This window comes from Glutamicibacter sp. FR1, assembly GCF_047300825.1.
Classification (GTDB): Bacteria; Actinomycetota; Actinomycetes; order Actinomycetales; family Micrococcaceae; genus Glutamicibacter; species Glutamicibacter nicotianae.
Genome location: NZ_CP178602.1, coordinates 927,707 through 948,585 on the forward strand (window position 1 = coordinate 927,707; position 20,879 = coordinate 948,585).

Genomic DNA, 20,879 nt, shown 5'->3' on the forward strand with positions numbered 1-20,879 from the left:
ATGATTGAGATACTCACCCCCAGCGAACTGGACCGCGCCCGGGACACCGGACGCCTTGTTGGCACCATCCTGCAAACGCTCAAGAACCGGGTCAAGGTCGGCACCAACCTCCTGGAAATCGACACTTGGACCAAGGAACTGATCGAGGAAGCCGGCGCGGAATCCTGCTATGTCGATTACGCCCCCGCCTTCGGCAATGGTCCCTTCGGCCACTACATCTGCACCGGTGTCAACGACGCGGTGCTGCATGGCTTGCCGTACGACTATGCGCTCGCCGACGGCGACCTGCTGACCTTGGATTTGGCGGTGAAGCTGCGCGGCATCGCTTCGGACGCGGCCATCAGCTTCATTGTGGGAGAGAAGCAGCGGGCAGAAGATCTCAAGATGATCGAGGTAACCCAGCGCGCCTTGGCCGCAGGTATCGCAGCTGCGGTTCCGGGAGCCAAGATTGGCGATATTTCCTTCGCTATTGGCTCGGTGCTCACCGCCGAAGGTTATCCGGTGAATCTGGAATTCGGCGGCCACGGCATCGGCAGCACGATGCACCAGGACCCGCACGTGTCCAATGACGGCCGTGCAGGCCGTGGCTACACGCTGCGCCCGGGCCTGCTGCTCGCGCTTGAACCCTGGATCATGGAAGACACCAGCAAGCTGGTCACTGATAAGGATGGATGGACTCTGCGCAGCTCCACCGGCTGCCGCACCGCGCATACCGAGCACACCATCGCGATCACGGATACCGGAGCCGAGATCCTCACCCTGCCAAAGAACTAGCAGGGTCCAGGGCAAGGCCAGGCCAGTGTCGCGGCCGCTTCATGCAGGGCGGCGCGGCACCGGCTAGGATCGCGGACCAGGCCAGCTGGCAGCGCCCCGGCAAAATCCCAGCCATGGCCGGCGGCCATGTTCCGCAGATTCGCCAGATTTCGTTGATGCAGCGGCTCGGGGTGTTCCGGATAGCTGCCCAGCAGCAACGTGCCCCGGGTGAAACCGCGGGTACCGCAGGCCTCCAGGGTCAATGCCGTATGGTTCAGCGTTCCCAGATCCGGGCGGGCGGCCACGACGAGGCTGGCCCCCACGGTCTGCGCCAGATCGGCGATGGTTTCCCCGGCCGCTGTCAGCTCCACAAGCAAGCCGCCGGCCCCCTCGATGATCACCACATCATGCGTGGCAGCGAGCTCGCCGACCTGCTGCACGTGCTGGGCCAAGGTGGGCAGCACAGCAGCCGGATCCAGCCCAGCGCACAGCGCTGCATCCACCGGTGCCATCGGGTGGCGCAGGCGCACCCCTTCGAAGGCCGAGAGCTGGCCGGGATTGCCCAGCCAGCGTGCCACATCCTGGGCGTCCCCGGGTTCTGACTTGCCCAGACCGGTCTGCGTCGGCTTGTAGATGGCGACGCTGTGCCCGTGGGACAGTGAGCGGGAGGCCAGCACCGCGGTGGCTACGGTCTTTCCGACCTCGGTATCGGTTCCGGTCATTGCATGGATCATTCCAGCATCCTCTCTGCAGGGTAGGTGATGGGCACTGCGGGTGGCGCCTGGAATGACAGCAGATGGCCGAAGGGCACGGGCGGCCCATCGGCGACGGCCAGCGGCAGGCAGCGTGCGGTTTCGGAGAGCACCAGCTCGGTTTCCATCCTGGCCAGGGAAGCGCCCAGGCACCGGTGGATCCCGTAGCCGAAAGCCAGTGAATCATCGCCGGCGGCGCCGAGCTCGCCACCGGCCAAGCGCAGCACCAGCTGCTCCCCGGTGGCGAATTCCAGGTCCCCGATCCGTGTGTCCTTGAGGGCAATACGCCGCCAGGTCGGCACCGAGGAGGCCCGGGCCAGCACCTCGCGCACCAGCCCCTGGGCCGCGGCCTCTTCCGTGCCCGCCTGGGCCAGGGCTTCCCAGCGATGGTCATGCAATGCCGAATACAATGCGGTCTGGATGAGCATCGAAGTGGTTTCCTGTCCGGCGATGCCCAGGAAATAAGCCAGCGAGCGGATCTGGGGTTCGGATACCCCGGCCCGGTGCAACGCGGCGTAGAGATTCCCATCGTCGCGTTGCACTGCTTGGTGCACCGATGCATCCAGCCAGCCGAAGTATTGTGCCGCGCTGCGGGCAAGCACCAGCTGCCGCTGCGCATCGGGCCAACCCCAGAACAGCTCCAGCGAGTCCCGGCTCCAGGCCTTGAGCGTCCCCACGTCGGGCACTGGCACCCCGGTGAGCCGGGCCATGGCTTCCACCGGGATCACGGCTGCCAATTCGGTGGCCAGATCCGCCGATTCCCCGTTGCGCAGCCTGGGTTCGAGGTCCGCGCAGATCCCGCGCACTCGGTCGAGGATCGGCTCGCGCTGGGCACGGACCTTGGCGGGGCTGAAGAATCCAGCGACAATCCTGCGCACTTCCAGATGCGCTGGGCCCGAAGCGCTGGCCAGCACCTCGGGAAGCGCGAAGCGCGCCCGGGCAAGGACCCGCAGCGCCGCAGGTTCCGGCTCCACCGCAGTGGACAGGGCATTGGCCGGCGAGAACTCATCGGGCCGCGCCAGGATGGCGCGGACGGTGTTCGGATCCTCGATGCTCCGGTAGCGCGCGTTGACAACGTCCGGGTAGGCCTCGGACAGCGGCCCGGCGAGCGGTGCCAGATCCAAGGCGCTCGCCGTCGCTGCGAAAGGGCAGCTCATGAATCCTCCTGGATGATGGCGCGGGCTACCGCGTGGATAGCTGCAGATAATTCCGGGTGCCCGTGGTGGGCATGGGCGGTGAGCCGGATGCGGGATATGCCATCGGGCACGCTGGGCGGTCGGAAGCAGGCTACCGAGATGCCCTGGACGGCCAGCGTTTCGGCCGTGCGGGTTGCGGCGCCGGCACTGGGCATCTTCACCGAGAGCACGGCTCCGGCTCCGGCTTCCACGCGGCCGGCCAGGGCCGGGTGGGCTTGCAGCTGGTCGCGGATCAGCAGTGCATTCTCCGCCAGTGCGCCACGGCGTTGCGGCCCGGCCAAGCGCAAGGCCGCCAGCGCTCCGGCTGCCGCGGCAGGGGATAGCGCGGTATCGAAGATGAAGGTGCGGGCAGTGTTGACCATATGATCGCGCAGTGCCGCCGCGCCAGGCCCGCCCATGAGCACCGCGCCGCCCTGCGACCCCAGGGCCTTGGACAAGGTCGCCGTGGACACTACCCGTCCGTGGCCAGCCAGTCCGGCGGCCAGCACTGCGGAGCCTTGGCCGGTGGCAGCCAGCGAATGCGCTTCGTCCACCAGCAGCAAAGCGCCGAACTCGGCGCACAGGGCCGCCAGCTCAGGCAGCGGTGCGGCGTCGCCGAATACCGAATAGACGGATTCGACCACCAGCAGGACGCGGGGCTTGGGGCGCTGGGCGCTGCAGTTGGCTTCCAGCAGGCGGGTGAAATCAGCCAGGTCGTTATGCGCTGCGGTGGCGACCTCGGCACCCGAAAGCCGGGCGCCATCGATCAGGCTGGCGTGGGCATGCGCGTCGAGGATGAACAGGCTCCCCGGCCCGCCGAGGGCGGCGAGCACCCCGAGGTTGGCGGTGTAGCCGCTGGAGAACACCAGGGCGGCTTGGCGCTGGGCGTAGTCGCAGAGCCCGGCTTCCAGCTCGCGATGCACCGGCAGGGTTCCGGCGGCCACCCGGCTGGCCGAAGCTCCGGCGCCGTAATCCAGGGCGGCCTGAGCGGCGGCCTGCCGGATATCGCGGTGCCCGGACAACCCCAGATAGTCGTTGGAAGACAAGTCGAAGAGCCCCGCCGCGGACGAGTCCTTGCGTTGCAGCCCCCGCCGCTGGCGCACCGTGGCGCGCGTGGCCAGCCAGGAGTCCCAACCCGGCTCAGCCATGGACCTGCTCCACGGCGCCCACCACGCCGCGGCCCAGTTCCGCGAGCTGTTCGGGGGTGCTGATATACGGCGGCATCACGTAGACCAGGTTCCGGAAGGGGCGGACCCAGACCCCGCGCTGGACGGCTGCTTCGGTCACCGCGGCCACCTGGACGGGGGAGGCGAGCGCGATGGCCCCCACCCCGCCCAGCACCCGCACTTCCTGCACCGAGGCCAGATCAGCGGCCGGTGCCAAATGGGTGCGCAACCCGGATTCCAAGGTGGTGAGCTGCTGCCGCCACGGAGCGCGCTCTGCCGAGGTGCCCGGTTCCCCGGCGAGCAGATCCAGCGAAGCGCAAGCCACCGCGCAGGCCAACGGGTTGCCCATGAACGTCGGACCGTGCAGCAATGCCGCGCCCGCCGAGCCCCCGCTGCCGGACAGGGCCGAAGCGATCCGCGAAGAGCACAGCATCGCCGCCAGGGTCAGATACCCGCCGGTCAGCACCTTGCCCACGCACATGATGTCCGGTTCGATGCCGGCATGCTGCACCGCGAACAGCTGCCCGGTGCGCCCGAAGCCGGTGGCGATTTCGTCGGCGATCAGCACCAGTCCGTGGCGGTCTGCCAGCTCGCGCAGGATGCGCAGCACCGCGGGGGGATAGATGTGCATCCCGCCGGCTCCCTGCAGCACCGGCTCGAAGACGATCCCGGCCAGCGTGGTGGCGTGGGCCGCGATCAGCTCGTGCGCTTCCTGTTCCCATTGCGCCAATTCAGCGGCTGAATATTCCCAGCCGCCGGCGGCGTCGCGGCGCGCCGCCGGAGGCTTGGGCAGGAACAGCTCGCCGGAGGAGCGCGGGGCGAACGCGGCATGCATGCCGTCCACCGGATCGCAGATGCCCATGGTGGCGAAGGTGTCCCCGTGGTAGCCGCCGCGCAGCGCGGCAAAGCGGTGGCGTCCGGTGTGGCCCTTGGCCTCCTGGTATTGCAGGGCGAGCTTCAGCGCGACTTCGACGCTGATCGACCCGGAGTCGGCTAGGAACACGTGGCGCAAGCTCTCCGGGGCCAGCGCGACCAGGCGTTCGGCCAGTTCGATGGCCGGCTGGTGGGTCAGGCCGCCGAACATCACGTGGCTGAAGCGCTCCAGCTGGCCGCGGGCCGCGGCATCCAGAGCCGGGTGGCGATAGCCGTGCACCGTCGACCACCATGAGGACATCCCGTCGATGACCTCTCGCCGGGTGCCTGCGGCATCTTCCAGGACCAGCTGGGCGCCGTGCGCCTCGAGCACCGCATAGTGCGCGCCGGCATCCAGGGAAGCATAGGGGTGCCAGAGCAGCCCGGCATCCCTCTCCAGCAGCGTCGTTCTGGTGGTGATCATGCGTTAGGGCTCTGCGCGGTTCCGGCGCCGCGGCGGCGCAGCACCGGTTCGGCGCTTCCGTTGCCGCTGCCGCAACCGGGGGCAGAACTGCCGCAGGGCGAAGAATCAGCAGCGGAGCAGCAGGAACCTGCGCAGCCAGAGGATCCGGCATTGCCGGCATCCGATGGCTGGCGGGCAGCATGGCCGGCGGCTTCGCTCAGTTCCGCGGCCAGCTGCATCGGGTCCTTGCCCTGTTGCCCGAGCACCACGAACCCGGCGTCGGCAATCATTGCCAGGTCGGCTTTCGCATCCTGGCCTTCGCTGGTCAGGTAGTCGCCGAGGAACAGCGAATTGGCCACTTCCAGCGCGGTGGCCTGCAAGGAGCGCAGGTGCATCTCGCGACCGCCGGCCATCCGCAATTCCTTGTCCGGGCAGGCCATGCGCACCACGGCCAAGATCCGCAGGCAGGCCAGCGGTGTCAGGTTCCAGGTCCCTTCCAGCGGGGTGCCATCGAATGGCATCAGGAAGTTCACCGGAATGGAATCGGCATCCAGCGCGCGCAGTGCGAAGATCGCCTCGACGAGCTGCTCTGGGGTTTCGCCCAGGCCGACGATGAGCCCCGAGCAGGGGGAGAGACCGGCGGCCTGGGACTGCTGGACGGTGGAGACGCGCTCGTCAAAGCTGTGCGTGCTGCAGATTTCCGGGTAGAGAGATTCGGCAGTATTCAGATTGTGGTTGTAGGCATCGGCACCGGCCTCCTTGAGCCGCTGGGCCTGCCCCTGCTTCAGGATGCCCAGGCAGGCGCAGACCTCCACCTCGGGATGGTCTTCCTTCAGCGCGCCGATCATCGTGGCAACCCGGTCGACATCGCGGTCCGTGGGCCCCTTTCCGGAGGCCACCATGCAGACCCGCGAGGCGCCGCCGGCGATGCCCAGGCCGGCCTGGTGCACCGCTTCTTCGGGTTTGAGCCAGGTGTACTTCAGGATTTCAGCTTTGGAGCCCAAACGCTGCGAGCAATACGTGCAGTCCTCGGGGCACAGGCCGGACTTCAGGTTGACCAGGTAGTTGACCTTCACTGTGTTGCCGAAATGCTTGCGCCGCAGCAACCCGGCCGCGTTGACCAGCCGCGTCGTGTCTCCGTCCGGCGTTGCCAGCAGGCCGAGGGCTTCTGCCTCGGTGAGCTGGTGGCCGTCGGCGATGCGGACGGCCAGCTCAGTGAAATCTGCGGTGCCGATGCGATGCGTGGAGATGCTCATGGGGTCCTTAGCGTGGTTGGGCGACTGCCTGCCAAGAATCAGCCAGTCCTGAACGGTGTTCAATTGCTGGCCTTAATGTAGCACGAAAAGCCCCTAACTTGAACAATGTTCAAGTTAGGGGCTTGCACTGCTCCGCACGCGGCATCTGCTGCTCAGCTGGTGGTCTTGCCTCGGTAGATCCGCGCGGCCAGCGCCCAAGCCAGGAGCGTGATGCCCGCCAGCCACACCAGTGCTGCCCACAGCTCGGAGCCCACGGGGTCCTGCGATAGCAAGGCGCGCAGGGAATCGGCTATCGCCGTGATCGGCTGGTGCTGCGCGAACCAGGCCACCGGGCCGGGCATGGCCGCGGTGGGAACGAACGCCGAGGAAATGAAGGGCAGGAAGATCAGCGGGTAGCTGAAGGCGCTGGCACCATCCACCGATTTCGCGCTCAATCCGGCCAGCACGGCGATCCAGGTCAGGCACAGGGTCACCAGACACAGCAGCCCAAGCACCGCGATCCACGAGGCAACGGAGGCCGAGGAGCGGAAGCCCATGGCCACGGCCACCCCCAGCACCAGCGAGAGCAAATTGGCCGCCAGCGAGGTGGCCACATGGCTCCAGAGCACGCTGGAACGGGAGATCGGCATGGCGCACAGGCGCTGCACCAGCCCATCGCGCAGATCCAGGAACAGCCGGTAGGAGGTGTATGCGACCCCGGAGGCGATGGTGATGACCAGGATGCCCGGCAGCAAGTAGTTGATGTACGGACCGGGGGCGCCAGTGCCGAGGGCACCGCCGAAGACATAGGTGAACAGCAACATCATGGCTACCGGGGTGATTGCGGTGGTGATGATCGTGTCGGGGCTGCGCATCACGTGGCGCATCGAGCGGCCCGTGAGGATCCGGGTTTCACGCAGTGCTGCGATGCTCATGGCTGGCTCCCTTCGGTTCGCTGGTTGCTGCCGGTCAGTTCCAGGAAGATCTCCTCGAGGCTCGGCCGCTTGGTGACCAGCTCGGTGGTGGCCGGCGGCAGCTGGGCCTGCAGCTCGGCCAGCGTGCCCTGCTGGATGATGGTGCCCTCGTGGAGGATGGCGATGTGATCGGCCAGGTGTTCCGCTTCATCCAAATACTGCGTGGTGAGCAGGATTGCGGTTCCGGACTCGGCCAAGCCGCGGATCAGCCGCCAGGCCTCCCGGCGCGATTGGGGATCCAGTCCCGTGGTCGGCTCGTCGAGCAGGAGCACTGGCGGGTCGCCGGCCACGCCCATGGCGATATCCAGGCGCCGGCGCATCCCGCCGGAGTAGGTGCCGGCGGGGCGGTCGGCCGCGTCCGAGAGGCTGAATCGCTCCAGCAGTCCGCTGGCGATCACTGGCGGATCGGGCAGCCGCAGCAGCCGGGCGACCAGCAGCAGGTTCTCGCGTCCGGTCAAGACCTCATCCACGGCGGCGAACTGGCCGGTCAGGCCCAGGGACCTGCGGACCTGGGCGGGATTCTCGCAGGTTGCCGTTCCGCAGATCCGGGCAGTGCCCGCATCGGCGGGCAGCAGGGTGGCCAGGATCCGCACGAGTGTCGTCTTGCCGGCGCCATTGGAGCCGAGCAAGGCGAAGGTGCTGCCAGGCTGCACGGCGAAGTCCAGTGAGCGCAGCACGGGCAGCTTCTTGAACGACTTGGCCAAGCCGATGACCTCGATGGCCGGTTCGGGGGCCAGTGCGGTGTTCATGTCATTGCTCCTTCGTCTCGTTTTCCGCTTCGGAAATGGCCTGTGCCAGACGGGCGCGCTCCTTGTCGGTCCAGCGCTTGCCGCCGTAGGCCTGGGCGAAGTCGTCGGCGAACTCCGCCGGATCTTCGCCCAGCAGTTCGCGCAGCGAGGTGCCGTTGGCGGCCGCCCCTTCGAAGAGGTCTGCCAAATCCGAGTACATCGAGATCATCGTCTCGGCGTCGGTAATTCCGCTCTGGTTCATCAGGTAGCGCTGCAATCCCGCAGCGGCCTTCGCATAGGGCTGCGGCAGCTCCTTGAGGCGCGCCAGGCTCTGCTTGTACTGCTTTTTCTGTTCCAGTGATCCAGTGAAGGTTTCAATCCATTTGGCGACCATGATCAGTGCCCTTTCTTCGGAGTGGTTGGGTGGGGGAGGCTGTCGATGCGGGAAACGAGCAGGTTCCAGGTGCTCCAGAAATCGTCGAGCTGCTGCCTGCCTCGGGGGTTGAGGGTGAAGACCTTGCGTGGAGGTCCTTTTTCGGAGGGGACTTTCTCCACCGAAACCAGGCCCTTTTGCTCGATGCGCACCAGCAGTGCGTAGATGGTCCCCTCGGCCAGATCGGTGAAGCCGCGTTCGCGCAGTTCCGTGGTGATCTCGTATCCGTAGGCCGGGCGTTCGGCCAGGATCGCCAAGACGATCCCCTCCAAGGTGCCTTTGAGCATCTCAGTCATCTGCGAGGCCATGCTGCACCCCTCTCTACTTAGCGCCATTGAGTACAACTAGATAGTAGAACTAGGTAGCGGTATTTAGCAACACTTAGTACCGGAGGATTTCAGGGACTTTCTTCGGGGATCCAGAGAAGTGGGGGATGACCAGCGGCAAGATAACGAGGCACCCAATCCGGTATGCTCCTTGAAGCTGATCCGGAACTGGACCCGATGGGAAGGGCCACCATGAAAGATGCGAAATGGCACTGGGGGCTGGTTGATGCCGAGCGTGCGAAGCTGGCAGAAATGCTGGGCGGCTTGGCGCCTGAGCAGTGGACTGCCCCGTCGCTGTGCGAGAACTGGCAGGTGCGTGACGTTGCAGCGCATCTGGCGGCGGCCGGATCCACTACCACCGTCCACTGGCTGGCGAGCATGGCCCGTTCCGGATTCAATACCGGCCGGCACAATGAACGGCTGCTGCGCAAGCAGCTTGGGGCCAGTCCCCGGGAAACACTGGAGAGCTTCAACCGTTCCGCGGCCAAATGCATTGCCCCGCTGAACTCGGTGACCGGTTTGCTGGGTGAAGTGGTGGTGCATGGGCAAGATATCGCCAAGGCGCTGGATCTGCCGCTGTTCCCGGATCCCCAGGTGCTGCGCGTTGTGGCAGAATTCTTCGCCTCCAGAGATTTCGCGGTCAACAGCAGCACCCTGGTCAAGGGGTTGCGGATATCGGCAGCCGATGATGATTTCAGCAGCGGGGCGGGACCCGAGGTTCGCGGCGGATTGCTCGATCTTCTCCTCGCCATGGCCGGCAGGAAACAGGTGCTCCCGCGGCTTGAAGGCGCAGGGGTTGAAGAACTCGACCGCAGGATCGCAGCGCAAGCGCGGACATAGGCAACTGCCAGCCAGCGGTGGGGAGTGCGGGCAGCTTGATGCACGGCAATGCCCCGGCGGTGGACATTGTCCACCGCCGGGGCATGGTGCGCATGAGGGGTTGGCGGGATTAGTTGACCCCGAAGCCTCCGGTCCAAGCGATCTTCTCGCCGGCTGCCAGGGAGATCTGCATGAAGCCGATGCCTTCCAGCTCGCGGGCGCGCTTGGTGGTGCCAGCGTCGATGGCGTGCAGGCCGCCGGCCGTGACCAAATCGGCCAGCTGGGACTTGGCATCCTCGTCATCACCGGCGATCAGCACGGTGGTCGGGGTGGTTCCGACCTTGCCTTCAACGATGGTGGAGGCGAAGTTGGTGTTGAAGGCTTTGACGACTCGCGATGAAGGCAGGGCCTTGCTGATTTCTGCGGTGGCCGAGCTGTCTGCCGGGACAGTCAGGGAATCGAAGGTCTCGAAGTTCAGCGGGTTGGTGATGTCCACGATGATCTTGCCCTCCAGCTGTTCGCCGCGCTCGGCGATGATGCCTTCGATGGCCGGGTATGGGACGGCAAGAACAATGATGTCGCCGAAGGCGGCGGTGGCCGAATCGCCGGAGCCGAGCAGCTGGATGGTGGCCCCTGCCTTGCTGAAGACTGACGAGATAGCCTGGCCCATGTTGCCCTTGCCGATGATGCTGACGTTGACCATGATGACTCCTTGAAATTGTTTGTTGAAGCTTTAACTAAATACTAGGCCCATTTGATTGAAGCGTCAAGTAATTTTCCCAAGAAAATTTCACCAATAGCCGCCGCACTGCTTCCAGTACTGTGGATTGCGGCGTTGACTAGGCCATTGAACTGCAGTGCCGCCGCGCCCGATCTGGGCACGACGGCACTGGGGAAAGTAAAGGTCAGGACACCGGGGCGGCCACGGTGGCCAACGGGTTCTCCAGATCCCCTGCATAGAGCAGGCCGCCGGATTGGTCGGCCAGGTCGAGCATCTGCTGGTTGTTGCGCAACTGCAAGCGGTTCAGGCAAGAGAGCGGGAAACTCTGTGCAAAGAGCCCCAGCTCGTCAAAGCGGCCAGCGAACTGCGGGTGCTGCCCACGGTAATCAAGCAGACGATCCACCACGGTCTTCCAGAATTCTGCTTCGGACAGTAGGCCTTCGGCATCCAGCAGCGGGGCGAGGAAGCGGAAGAACGAATCGAAGACATCCGTGAAGACTGACAAGACCGGGTCCCCTCCGGTACGCACCCGGCGGATCTCCTCCGGCAGTTCCACCCGATCCGACAGCACCGCAATCTCTTCGCCCAAATCCTTGAGCAGTACCTTCTTCACGACACCGTTTTCCAGCACCATGATTACGTTCTCGCCATGCGGCATGAACACCAGATCATAGGCTGCCAGGCAATGCACCAGCGGAATCAGGTAGGCATCCAGATAGCGGCTCAGCCACTCGGCCGGAGCCAGTCCGCTGCGGCGGACGAGGGCGCCAGCAAAGGATCGGCCGGATGCATCGACGTGCAGCAAGCTGGCCATCGTGGCCAACTTCTCTTCCGGGCCGAGCAAGCTGATCGGGGACTCGCGCCACAGCGCGGCAAGCATCTTGCGCTGCGGATCGCTCGTGGCCGTGACCGCTTCGAACTGCGGGTTGCGGTAGCCGACGGCCGCGATTTCCCGCAGCAGGGCGACCGGCTGGGTCGATAGCACCGGATCCTTTGCAAACAGCTCGCCCAACCACTGGTTGATGGCCGGAGTCACCTTCATGTACTCGGCACTCAAGCCGCGCATGAAGCCCATGTTCAAGATCGACATTGCCGTCTTGACGTAGTGGCGGTGCGGGTTGGACAGGTTGAAGAAGGTGCGGATCGACTGCTGCGCCTGGTATTCGTCGGCGCCGCTGCCGAGCCAGATCAATTGCTTGCGGGCAATGTCGTTGGCGAATGTGATCGACAGGCGGTTCTCCCACTGCCAGGGATGTACCGGAATGAACAGGTAGTCTTCGGATGCATAGCCGGTACCGAACAGGGCGGCCTCCAAGGCCTCGTCCAGTCGCTGGCGTTCGGCTGGATCCAGCTCGCTAGCCAGCAGGCCTTCGTAATCCAGCGAATCGATGGCATCGAATTGCGCCCTGGACTTGTGGGCTGCCGCCCAGCCAAGGTGCAGCGCGGCCCCGGTTTCGGGGGCGTACTTCAGGTAGTCGGTGCGTCCGATGCCCATGCGTCCATTGTTGGCAACGAAGCACGGGTGCCCCTCGGTCATCGAGGATTCGATGAGCTGGAATGATTGTGCGGCGCTGCCATTGAATTCGGCCAGCTGCGCTGAATCATGGGTTGCATGGACCTGCTTGTAGCAGTGGCTGCTCAACGTGGAGGAGAGCTCCTCCAGATAGGTGGGAAGCTGCGCTGGGGAGAGCGTGAGTTCCTCGGCGAAGAGCGTGATGAATTCGATGGCATCCGCGTCTGCCGCCAGCCAGCTGCCGTCAACGTAAACGTGGTGTTCCACAGACTGCGGTGAAACTATCCAGTGGTTCAGCTGGTAGCGCTGGGCGCTGAAGCTGTAGCGGTGCGCGTCCTTCTGGACTGAATATCGGCTGTCGCCATGCTCGGCAGGTTCCAGCAGGCGCTCATGCGAAAATTCGCCCAAGGCCTTGGCCAAGACATGGCGATTCGCGATGTCCCAACGCACGGGGGAGAGGAACGAGGATTCCAAGCGGCGGCCGGTTGCGCTCTCGAAATCCTGGCGGGTGCAAATGGACAGCAGAGCCTGCTTGATCGAGCCGTCTGCCTCGGAAAGCTCCACTGGCCGTACCGGTCGGAAGCCGACGCGAGCATTCAGCGCATGGATGGCTTTGTTGCGCACATCTGGCTCCACGATGATTCGTTCAGTTCCAGGCAGGGCGAATGCCTGGACCATGGCTGCGGCCAGCGCCTCCAGCGTGAACCCGGGCTGGGGGTTCGCTGCCGCCGGCGCCAGGAAATGCAATCCGCGATCGCCACGTACATAGTTGTACGCGTCGGCCAGTGGGGATGCGGCTGGGTCGTAGAGCTCGACCAGGAATTTCTCGTCTCCTGAAGCGTCGATGCCGAGGAGCACTTCGTATCCGGGGGTAGAGAGCAAGGTGCGGTATTCCGCTTCGATCTCCTTTTCGGTCGCATTGGGCATGCCCCAGAACGAGGCGTGTTCGGTGGAAATCCACGAATGAAGCAGCGCCGAATCGTCGGGCAGTGAAACGGGGCGGAAGGTGTAGCTGGTCATCGGTAAATCCTTAGGCTCGTGCGCTGGCATTGGCGGAAGTGGGCAGGCCGCTGAGTTCAGCGGCGCCGAATCGCTGGAAGGCGATCCGTTGCTCTACCGGGTAGACTTCGCGTCCAGCCAGGCGGTTGATGATGACCGAATTGCGGTAGGCGCCCATGCCGAGATCCGGGGCGGTGAAGCCGTGGGTGTGCAATTCGGCGTTCTGCACAAAGATGTCCTGATCCAGCCCGATGGAATACTCGCGGTCGACATTGAATCGGCCGTCGGGGAGGTAGTCGATGCGCTGGCTGATGCCTTCCAGGAAGTCCGGCGCGCTGGCACGGTAGCCGGTTGCCATGACCAGGTTGTCGGCAAGGAACTCCAAGTCTTCTCCGGTGCGCTCATGGTGCAGGCGGACGGCCAGGTAATCCGCGTCGGCGTCGATGCTCGTGGCAGCGCAACCGGTGCGCAGGTGCACATTCGGGGCTCCATTGATGCTTCGCTGGTAGAGCTCTTCATGGATTTCGTTGATCAGATCCGCATTGATGCCCTTGTAGAGCCCCTTTTGCTCAGCTGAAAGCACATCCCGCTGGTCCATGGGCAGGGAGTGGAAGTGGTCGATGTACTCCGGAGAAGTCATTTCCAAGGTGAGCTTGGTGTATTCCAGCGGGAAATAGCGTTCCGAACGGGTTGCCCACACCAGATGGTCCTCGGCTGGCAAGCTGCGCAGCAGATCCAGGAAGACTTCTGCGGCACTCTGGCCGCTGCCCAGCACAGCTGTTACCTGCGAAGATGAACCTGGTGCCCGGGGCGAAAGGATCCGTTCGCGGTGGAACGCGTAGTCGCTGGAGTGCAGCACCTTGCCGCTGGCTTGCGCTTCCGGTGTGATGACAGGCGGCAGATAAGGCTGGGTTCCGGTGCCGAGCACCAATTTGTCTGCGGTGAAGCGGGTCAGTCCCGCGGCGGTGAGCACCGACAGCTGGTAGGTCCCATCGCGGTAGTCGGCTTCGAGCACCCGGTGCCCGAAACGAACGCTGCGGATATTTTCCGCCGCCCATGCCAGATAGTTGGAATACTCTTCGCGCAGGGCATAGAAGTCTTCGCGGATGTAGAACGGGTAAAGCCGCTGTTTTTCCTTGAGGTAGTTCAAGAATGAATGCTTGCTGGTCGGGTCCGCCATGGTCACCAGGTCCGCCATGAAGGGAACCTGGAGGTGGGTTCCGGGAAGCATCATCCCGGGGTGCCAGATGAACTCCTCTCCGGCTTCGAGCACGGCGACATCCAGATCGGCCAAGCCGTCGGTCAAGGCCGCAAAGCCCAGGTTGAAGGGGCCAGCTCCAATGGCGATGGCATCAAAGTGTTCGGCAGGTTGAATCATTTCTTCTCTCCAAGGGTGCGTTCGGCCAGGATGCCGGAACCAATGCGGCAGATGGCGTCGAGGATCTCGCTGATATCGGCCAGGGTCGTATTCGGATTCAGCAGCGTGAGTTTCAGCAGCCGCTTGCCCTTGACGGTGGTAGCGGCGATCATTGCCTCGCCGCTGGAATAGAGGCGCTGGCGGATCTGGTTGGCCAGTGCATTGTGCTCTGCCAGGTCCAAAAGGTGCTGCGGATCTTCAAAGGAGAAGACCAGCGTGCTCAGCTGCACATCGGCTGCCATATGCAACTGGGCGCGCATGGCCACTTCCTGCTGCGCGTCCTCGGCCAACGCAATGACCTGGTCGAACATGTCGCCCAGGCGTTGAGCCCCCAAGGAGCGCAAGGTGACCCAGAGCTTCAGCGCATCGAAGCGCCGAGTGGTCTGCAACGACTTCGCCACCTGGTTAGGGGTGGCGTCGGCCTCCGCACGCGGGTTCAGATACTCGGCATAGTGGGCGATGGATTCCATGGAAGCCGCAGAGCGGACCACCAAGGCGCTTGAACCGATGGGCTGGAAGAACGATTTGTGGTAGTCGACAGTGACCGAGTCGGCTTGTTCAATTCCATCCAGCCGGTGGCGGTGGGAACTGGAGACGAGCAGACCGCAACCGTACGCGGCGTCGACGTGGAACCAAGCACCGACTTCCGTGGCGATGGCACGCAACTGGGGCAGCGGATCGATGGCCCCAAAGTCGGTATTCCCGCTGGTGGCGGAGATGGCCATGGGCACCAGACCGGCGGCGCGATCCGCGTCAAGTTGCACGCGCAAGGCCTGTACATCCATGCGGTGCTGGGCGTCGGTAGGGATGGACACGGCTGCGTCGTAGCCCAGGCCCAGGAGCATCGCGGCGTTGCGAATCGAGAAATGCGCGTCCTCCGAGCAGTAGATCCGCAGGTTGGCCAGCCGTTCAGGCAAAGTTCCGCGCAGCTTCGCGGTCGCGGTGTTCCGCGCGATCAGCATGGCTTGGAGGTTGGATTGCGTTCCGCCAGAGGTGAAGATTCCATCGGCCTGCCCGGCCTCGAAGCCGATCAGCTCGGCGGTGAACTCGATGAGCTTGCGTTCGATCAGTGTGGCTCCGGCGCTCTGGTCGAAAGTGTCCATCGAGGTGTTGATGCTCGTGACGAAGTTTTCGGCGGCGACTGCAGGGATCACGACGGGGCAGTTCAAGTGCGCAGCATACTTCGGGTCGTGGAAGTAGACCGCGTCGTTGAAGTACAACTCGTTCAACTCGGTGAACGAGTCCTGGGTCGAACCCAAGGGGCGATGCAGATCAACCAGGTCGATGCGTGCTTTCAGCTGCTGCGGGGTCGGTCCGGTTGTCGGCGCGTTGACCGATGCCAATCGGTTGGCCACACGTGAGATGGCATCACGTGATTCGTTTTCGTAGACGTGGACGGTGTCTGCGCAGAGCAGCGCATCGTCGTAGATCGGCAGCGGCAGATCAGGTATTTGCAGGGTAGGCAGTGAGGCACCCAAGTGCATGCTCCTCAGATAGAGACAATCAATAGTTGGTCAGGCTCACCTAACAAGAATCTATTAACAACACACTTCAATTAGTTAATGCAAGCCGAGTAATTCGATGGATTCTCCCAGGGAAAAATTTCTCAATTTTCGCATCAGTGGCACGTGGTTGTGGTAGGTTGCCCTCTGACCTGTATGTTGATGTTTCAATAATTAGCTCTTTCAATAGCGAAGCGGAGTAATCGACTCGACTTGTGGCGTTCAAGAAGTATCGCTAATCGTTTGATTGTGTTTTCGGCGCGAGCATGTATGATCAAACAGTTGGAGCAAGGGAGGGCAGGTGACTACGGTAAGCCCACGGAAAGCCGAGCGATCCCAGCGTCTGCTCCTCGGGGCGAATGCCACTGACGCGGCAGGACGCTCGCTATCGGATATCGCGATTGACCTGTTGTTCGTTGGCGCCCTCGGGGCAACCGCCATGCAAATGGGCATGCTCAATGCGCTTGGTTCCCTGGCCTTCGTGCTCGCAAGCATTCCCGCGGGCCATATGGTCGACAAGTATTCCGCGTTCCGTGTACTGCGCATCGGTCTCGGGGCCAAGCTGTTCCTGCTGGGGTGCTTGGCGGTGCTGTCATCCGCAGAAGCGCTATCGATCCCGATGGGAATGCTGCTGTGCGCATTGCTTGGCATCTGCAACGTCTTTTCCGAAACGTCGCAAACCACTGCCGTCCCGCAACTCATCGAAGATGATCCCGAGAACCGATCAGCGGGCATTAGCAAGCTGATCGCCTCGCTGAGCGCGGCGGACCAATCCATGACAGTGGTTGTCCCGGCCCTTGCGGGAACCGGATTCGCGCTGTGGGGAGCGCCGCCGCTGCTGAGCATCTCGGCGGCACTGGGCCTGCTGGCCTTGCTGATGGCGCTGCGTGTGCATTCCCATCGCCCATCGCAAGGCCTTGGTGGCACGCTCAAGCCGTCGGCCGAACAAGGCGGCATGCTCGCCGGCCTCAGATATCTTTTCCGGCATCGGCTGCTCTTGGCGATCACGGTTGCCGTGATGTTCTCCAACTTGGGGTTGGCCATCGGCTCGTCGGTGGAGGCGATCTTCATCATCAATGAGCTCGGCTTTGGCGAATTCGGGTACGGCATCTTCGTCTCGATTGGCGGCATCGGCGGGCTGATCGGCGCAGCAGTCGCAGGAAAGCTGGCTGGGAAGTTTCCGCCCGCAACGCTATTGGTCTACACCGGTTCACTGCAGGCGGCATTGACTGGCTGCGTACTGGCCGCAGCCTACGCACCAGAACTGTGGTCCATGGTGCTGCTGGGCACGTTCTCGTTGGGCTGGGGAATCATCGTGCTGCTCTTCAACATTGCTGCCTCCTCATGGGTCGTGCAGATCGTTCCCGAGCACCTGCTGGGACGAGTCCTCAGTGCACGACGGCTATTCACCTTTGGAGTGGTTCCCGTCGGCGGTTTGGCTGGCGGCGCAGTGGCCAGCGCATGGGGGATTGCCGCCGGACTGCTTGGCTGGGTTGTTGCCGCGGCCCTCTCGGTTATCAGCTATCTGGCGATGCGCGGCCCGGCAACCCGTTAGGCTGGACAGCGTAGGCACCACGAACTAAAGGCAACTGCGCACGTGAAACTCGTTATCGACGCTCGATACACCCGAATCACCCACCACGACGGCATCAGCCGGTACACCGCTGGGTTGATCGAAGCCGCCAGCAAAGTTGCCGACGTCACGATGCTGGTCAACGACACCAGGCAACTGGGTATGCTTCCAGATGTCCCGTATTTGAAGATTTCCGGACCCACCAGTGTGTTCGAACCGTTCGTGGCCTTGCAAGTCAATAAGCTCAACCCTGATGTCGTGTTTTCGCCCATGCAAACCATGGGGACCGTGGGGCGAAAATATCCCGTGATCCTGACCCTGCATGATTTGATCTACTACTCGCATCCGCACGCGCCGAAATTCCTGCCCCTGCCGATCCGTGCCGGGTGGTTCCTGTTCCACCAGGTCTACTGGCCGCAAAGAATGCTGCTGAATCGTGCCGACGCGGTAGCTACCGTCTCCAACACCACCGCCAAGCTGATGCGCAAGCATCGATTGACCAAGAAGCATATTGGCTTGGTGTCCAACGCGCCGACGGGAAACTTTGCACGCCGCGACCAGGCGAAGCGGCCAAGGAAGACCCTGATCTATATGGGCTCTTTCATGGAATACAAGAATGCCGAGACGCTCATCCGAGGTATGGCGCATCTGCCCGACTATGAGCTGCATCTGCTCAGCGGGATCAGCGAACAGCGTCATGCCGAATTAACCAAGCTTATTCCTTCAGGTGCCACTGTGGTATTCCACCGGGGAGTCAGTGATGAGGAATACGAGCGGTTGCTCAGCGAGTGCACGGCTTTGGTCACCCTTTCGCGCGAAGAAGGCTACGGCCTGCCACTGGTTGAAGCCATGAGTATGGGAACTCCGGTGATTGCCACCGACATGCCGATCTTCCGGGAAGTCGCAGAAGACGCCGCGCTGTATGCGACGGCAGATGATGCGCAGGGTTTCGCGGACCAAGTACGCACCCTGGATGAGCCCGGAGCCTGGAAAGAATATTCGCAACGGGCTGTCGAACGAGCCGCCCACTACTCATGGGAGCAGTCGGCGCAGCAGCTACTGGAGTTGGCCAGATATGCGGCAGATCACAGAAAGTAAATTGCTTCGCAGTGGCGGTTGAGCACCTTGCCGCGCGCGAATAATGGCGGAAAATCGGGGAAGGGAACGTGTGCTCCGCATGAGGAGCTGCCGATTTGAAAACCGGACTTGGCCAGTGCTAAAGTATTACTCGTTGCATTCCTCCATAGCTCAATTGGCAGAGCATTCGACTGTTAATCGAAGGGTTACTGGTTCAAGTCCAGTTGGAGGAGCCAAGAAAACCTCCCAGTTGCACCAGCAGCTGGGAGGTTTTGCTTTACCCGAGAACAGTGGTGCCGGTGCGCAAAATTGAAGTGAAAACCCGGCAACGCCTGAATCTCCTATAACCACAGGTGATTAGACGATAGACTTTCGAATCGTTACCAGTTACACCCACAGCATGAGATAAAGCAGTGGGTTTTACGCCTGAAGACTGAGTCGTATGCGGCAACCGGGGTGTTAGCGTTTGTTGTACCGGTTGCTGAGCGATCGAGAATATGGAGAAACCATGTCTGAAGCTGAATCGACGCAAGCTGACGAAAGCCTTAAGTCGAGTGTCAAGAGTGCTAAGGCGCAGGTTGATGGACTCAAGGAGCTTGTTCCACAACAGCTCTCGGACGAGGTCAAGCTTGCGACTACCGTACTCAAGGGCAAGGGAATCAGCATTGGCATGGCCGCGGCGCTAGCAGGCGCCGCACTGCTAGTAGTGCTGCTCTTCGTCATTGCCGTAGTAGTAACCCTGGTCAACGTGTTGGCTCTTTGGCTGCCAGGTTGGGCCGCCGCATTGATCGTTGCAGGTTTCTTCTTGCTGATTGCCGCCATCTTGGGATTGGTCGGATATTCAAAGGTCAAGAAGGCACTGCCGCTGAAGCCGGAAGCAGCTATTCGCGGACTCCGCCACGATTTTGGCGTGCTCAAGGATGGCAGCGCCTTCGATGTCAGCACTCTTGACGAGCCGCTGAAGAAGAAGTCGGCTGAGGATGATGAGTCCGCAGACAAGAAGAAGGAACCGAAGCCGCCGGCACCGAGTGCCGATGAGCTGGTCCTTCGCACCAAGCGTCGCCGCCGCCAGATCCAGGCACTGCGTGACAACCTGGGCGAAAGCGTGCAGGCTCCGCTGGCCAAGATCGACAAGGTGCGTTCCTTCACCCACGGTGCTGGAGAAAAGTTTGCCGGGGCAGCGGCCAAGGCCAAGGGATTTGTCCGCCCTTCTTCGTCTTCGTCTTCCGAAGACCAATCGGAGGCTGACAGAGCCGGCTCGCACCGCGCTGAACAGGCACGTCCATATATCGTGATGGCAGGTTCCGGGCTGGCACTGGTTGCTGTTATCCGGGCATTGTTCAAGCGCTCCTAGGTCTTTCGCCGACGGAGCCGTGCATCGGCCTTAATACGCGTGCACCTGCCCCGTCATTTGAAAACTTAGGCTAGAAAGGCACTGACATGGTTTGGATCGCTATCGCAGCGGCACTATGCAGTGCCTTTTGCCTTGCCTTTGGCGCGCACTTCCAATCGCAGGCAGTACGCAACGCAGTCGACGGGCTGGATCTGACGCTTAAGAATGTCGGCAAGCTGGCCAGCAATAAACGCTGGATGAGCGGTTTGGGCCTCATGGCCCTGGGCATGGCCTTGAACGTCTTCGCCCTGGCCAGCGCACCGCTGACAGTGGTGCAGCCAATCGGCGCCATTGCACTGGTGATCACCGCTATGGTCAATGCCAAGGAAACCGACCTGACGATGAACCGTCCCACCGTGCTGGCGATCATCAGCTGCATGGTTGGTTCGGTTGGGTTCGTGCTGTTGGCAGTCACGGCCACCAACGGCAACCAGGAAGTGACTGAAACCGAAGCCCACCTGATTGAAATGATCCTGGCGGTAGTCGTCGCCATCGTGGGATTGGCCACCATCTTCTTCCACAAGAAGCTTGGCGCGTTCTTCTTCATCCTCGGCGCCGGTGTGCTCTTCGGATTCGTTGCCGTGCTGGTGCGAACCATTGCCATCGCCGTATTGAATATCGGCGACAGCAGCTTTTTCCAGCTGCCGTGGCTGGCTGGACTATCGGTGGCAGTCGCCGGGTTGCTCGGCTCGTACTTTGTACAAAAGGCCTACTCAAAAGGGCCTCCAGACCTCGTCATCGCAGGGTTGACCGTGATCGATCCGATCATTGGCATTGCCATAGGAATCAGCATCCTCGGAGAGCTGCGTACCGATGTCCCGGTACTGGTCACCGTGCTGATGCTGGTGGCTGCCGGTTTGGCTATCGTCGGCGTGACCGCGCTGTCCAGGCACCACCCCGACGTGATCGAACGCCGGAACAAGACCGAAGGCGAAAAATCCATGCCTGATTCCAAATAGACTGAAGCTGCAAATTTCTCTATCAAAAACTACAACGCGTGTGAACGCC

General features: G+C 62.7%; 19 protein-coding genes and 1 tRNA gene. 7 read left to right on the forward strand and 13 right to left on the reverse strand.

From position 1 onward, the window contains the following. The gene (gene map, locus ACLQ8T_RS04420; RefSeq protein ID WP_038989739.1) at positions 1-774 is read left to right on the forward strand and encodes a type I methionyl aminopeptidase; all 774 of its coding nucleotides are present in this window, start codon (positions 1-3) and stop codon (positions 772-774) included. Here the strand turns inward: map and bioD are convergent. The 9 genes from bioD to ACLQ8T_RS04465 all read right to left on the reverse strand — a co-directional run bounded on the left by bioD (position 771) and on the right by ACLQ8T_RS04465 (position 8,839). Next, a complete protein-coding gene (gene bioD / locus ACLQ8T_RS04425) occupies positions 771-1,487 on the reverse strand; it encodes a dethiobiotin synthase (RefSeq protein ID WP_413455809.1) in 717 nt (238 codons plus the stop codon). The genes map and bioD overlap by 4 nt on opposite strands. Continuing rightward, positions 1,484-2,662, reverse strand: coding sequence for a cytochrome P450 (locus ACLQ8T_RS04430; RefSeq protein WP_413455810.1), 1,179 nt, complete (start codon positions 2,660-2,662; stop codon positions 1,484-1,486). Before ACLQ8T_RS04430 ends, bioD begins: the two co-directional genes overlap by 4 nt. Then, positions 2,659-3,828, reverse strand: coding sequence for an aminotransferase class I/II-fold pyridoxal phosphate-dependent enzyme (locus ACLQ8T_RS04435; protein ID WP_413455811.1), 1,170 nt, complete (start codon positions 3,826-3,828; stop codon positions 2,659-2,661). Before ACLQ8T_RS04435 ends, ACLQ8T_RS04430 begins: the two co-directional genes overlap by 4 nt. Continuing rightward, entirely contained in the window at positions 3,821-5,182 is a 1,362-nt protein-coding gene (gene bioA / locus ACLQ8T_RS04440) for an adenosylmethionine--8-amino-7-oxononanoate transaminase (protein WP_413455812.1), read from the reverse strand. The genes ACLQ8T_RS04435 and bioA overlap by 8 nt, the downstream gene beginning before the upstream one ends. Then, positions 5,179-6,417, reverse strand: a complete 1,239-nt coding sequence (gene bioB / locus ACLQ8T_RS04445; protein WP_413455813.1) for a biotin synthase BioB — start codon at positions 6,415-6,417, stop codon at positions 5,179-5,181. Before bioB ends, bioA begins: the two co-directional genes overlap by 4 nt. A gap of 152 nt (positions 6,418-6,569) precedes the next feature. Continuing rightward, positions 6,570-7,331 (reverse strand): ABC transporter permease, encoded by a 762-nt coding sequence (locus tag ACLQ8T_RS04450; protein ID WP_413455814.1) that lies wholly within the window; start codon positions 7,329-7,331, stop codon positions 6,570-6,572. After that, complete coding sequence (locus ACLQ8T_RS04455; RefSeq protein WP_413455815.1) at positions 7,328-8,119, reverse strand: ABC transporter ATP-binding protein; 792 nt, start codon at positions 8,117-8,119, stop codon at positions 7,328-7,330. The genes ACLQ8T_RS04450 and ACLQ8T_RS04455 overlap by 4 nt, the downstream gene beginning before the upstream one ends. Before the next feature lies 1 nt (position 8,120). Continuing rightward, positions 8,121-8,492, reverse strand: a complete 372-nt coding sequence (locus ACLQ8T_RS04460) for a DUF1048 domain-containing protein (RefSeq protein WP_066139403.1) — start codon at positions 8,490-8,492, stop codon at positions 8,121-8,123. Positions 8,493-8,494: 2 nt separating this feature from the next. Next, positions 8,495-8,839, reverse strand: a complete 345-nt coding sequence (locus ACLQ8T_RS04465) for a PadR family transcriptional regulator (protein ID WP_038989731.1) — start codon at positions 8,837-8,839, stop codon at positions 8,495-8,497. Positions 8,840-9,001: 162 nt separating this feature from the next. On the opposite strand from ACLQ8T_RS04465, the gene ACLQ8T_RS04470 reads away from it, so the two are divergent. Further along, positions 9,002-9,697: a maleylpyruvate isomerase family mycothiol-dependent enzyme gene (locus tag ACLQ8T_RS04470; protein WP_239543219.1), complete on the forward strand. Its 696-nt coding sequence runs from the start codon at positions 9,002-9,004 to the stop codon at positions 9,695-9,697. 109 nt (positions 9,698-9,806) lie between these two features. On the opposite strand, the gene ACLQ8T_RS04475 is transcribed toward ACLQ8T_RS04470, so the two are convergent. From ACLQ8T_RS04475 to ACLQ8T_RS04490, 4 genes are all read right to left on the reverse strand, one after another. Beyond that, positions 9,807-10,379, reverse strand: a complete 573-nt coding sequence (locus ACLQ8T_RS04475; protein WP_413455816.1) for an NADPH-dependent F420 reductase — start codon at positions 10,377-10,379, stop codon at positions 9,807-9,809. Between the two features lie 202 nt (positions 10,380-10,581). Further along, positions 10,582-12,930 (reverse strand): GNAT family N-acetyltransferase, encoded by a 2,349-nt coding sequence (locus tag ACLQ8T_RS04480; protein ID WP_413455817.1) that lies wholly within the window; start codon positions 12,928-12,930, stop codon positions 10,582-10,584. A 10-nt stretch (positions 12,931-12,940) separates the two neighbouring features. Next, a complete protein-coding gene (locus ACLQ8T_RS04485) occupies positions 12,941-14,287 on the reverse strand; it encodes a lysine N(6)-hydroxylase/L-ornithine N(5)-oxygenase family protein (protein ID WP_413455818.1) in 1,347 nt (448 codons plus the stop codon). Beyond that, positions 14,284-15,804, reverse strand: coding sequence for a pyridoxal phosphate-dependent decarboxylase family protein (locus ACLQ8T_RS04490; RefSeq protein ID WP_413455819.1), 1,521 nt, complete (start codon positions 15,802-15,804; stop codon positions 14,284-14,286). Before ACLQ8T_RS04490 ends, ACLQ8T_RS04485 begins: the two co-directional genes overlap by 4 nt. A 325-nt stretch (positions 15,805-16,129) precedes the next feature. Between ACLQ8T_RS04490 and ACLQ8T_RS04495 the strand changes: the two genes are divergently transcribed. From ACLQ8T_RS04495 to ACLQ8T_RS04515, 5 genes are all read left to right on the forward strand, one after another. Continuing rightward, a complete protein-coding gene (locus tag ACLQ8T_RS04495; RefSeq protein WP_413455820.1) occupies positions 16,130-17,383 on the forward strand; it encodes an MFS transporter in 1,254 nt (417 codons plus the stop codon). 42 nt (positions 17,384-17,425) lie between these two features. Beyond that, the gene (locus tag ACLQ8T_RS04500; RefSeq protein ID WP_413455821.1) at positions 17,426-18,499 is read left to right on the forward strand and encodes a glycosyltransferase family 4 protein; all 1,074 of its coding nucleotides are present in this window, start codon (positions 17,426-17,428) and stop codon (positions 18,497-18,499) included. A gap of 139 nt (positions 18,500-18,638) precedes the next feature. Beyond that, positions 18,639-18,714 (forward strand) — tRNA-Asn (locus tag ACLQ8T_RS04505). 272 nt (positions 18,715-18,986) lie between these two features. Then, entirely contained in the window at positions 18,987-19,832 is an 846-nt protein-coding gene (locus ACLQ8T_RS04510; RefSeq protein WP_204721174.1) for a phage holin family protein, read from the forward strand. 86 nt (positions 19,833-19,918) lie between these two features. Further along, positions 19,919-20,830 carry a DMT family transporter gene (locus ACLQ8T_RS04515; protein WP_413455822.1) on the forward strand — a complete coding sequence of 304 codons (912 nt, stop codon included), beginning with the start codon at positions 19,919-19,921 and terminating at the stop codon, positions 20,828-20,830. The last annotated feature ends 49 nt before the right edge of the window (positions 20,831-20,879 follow it).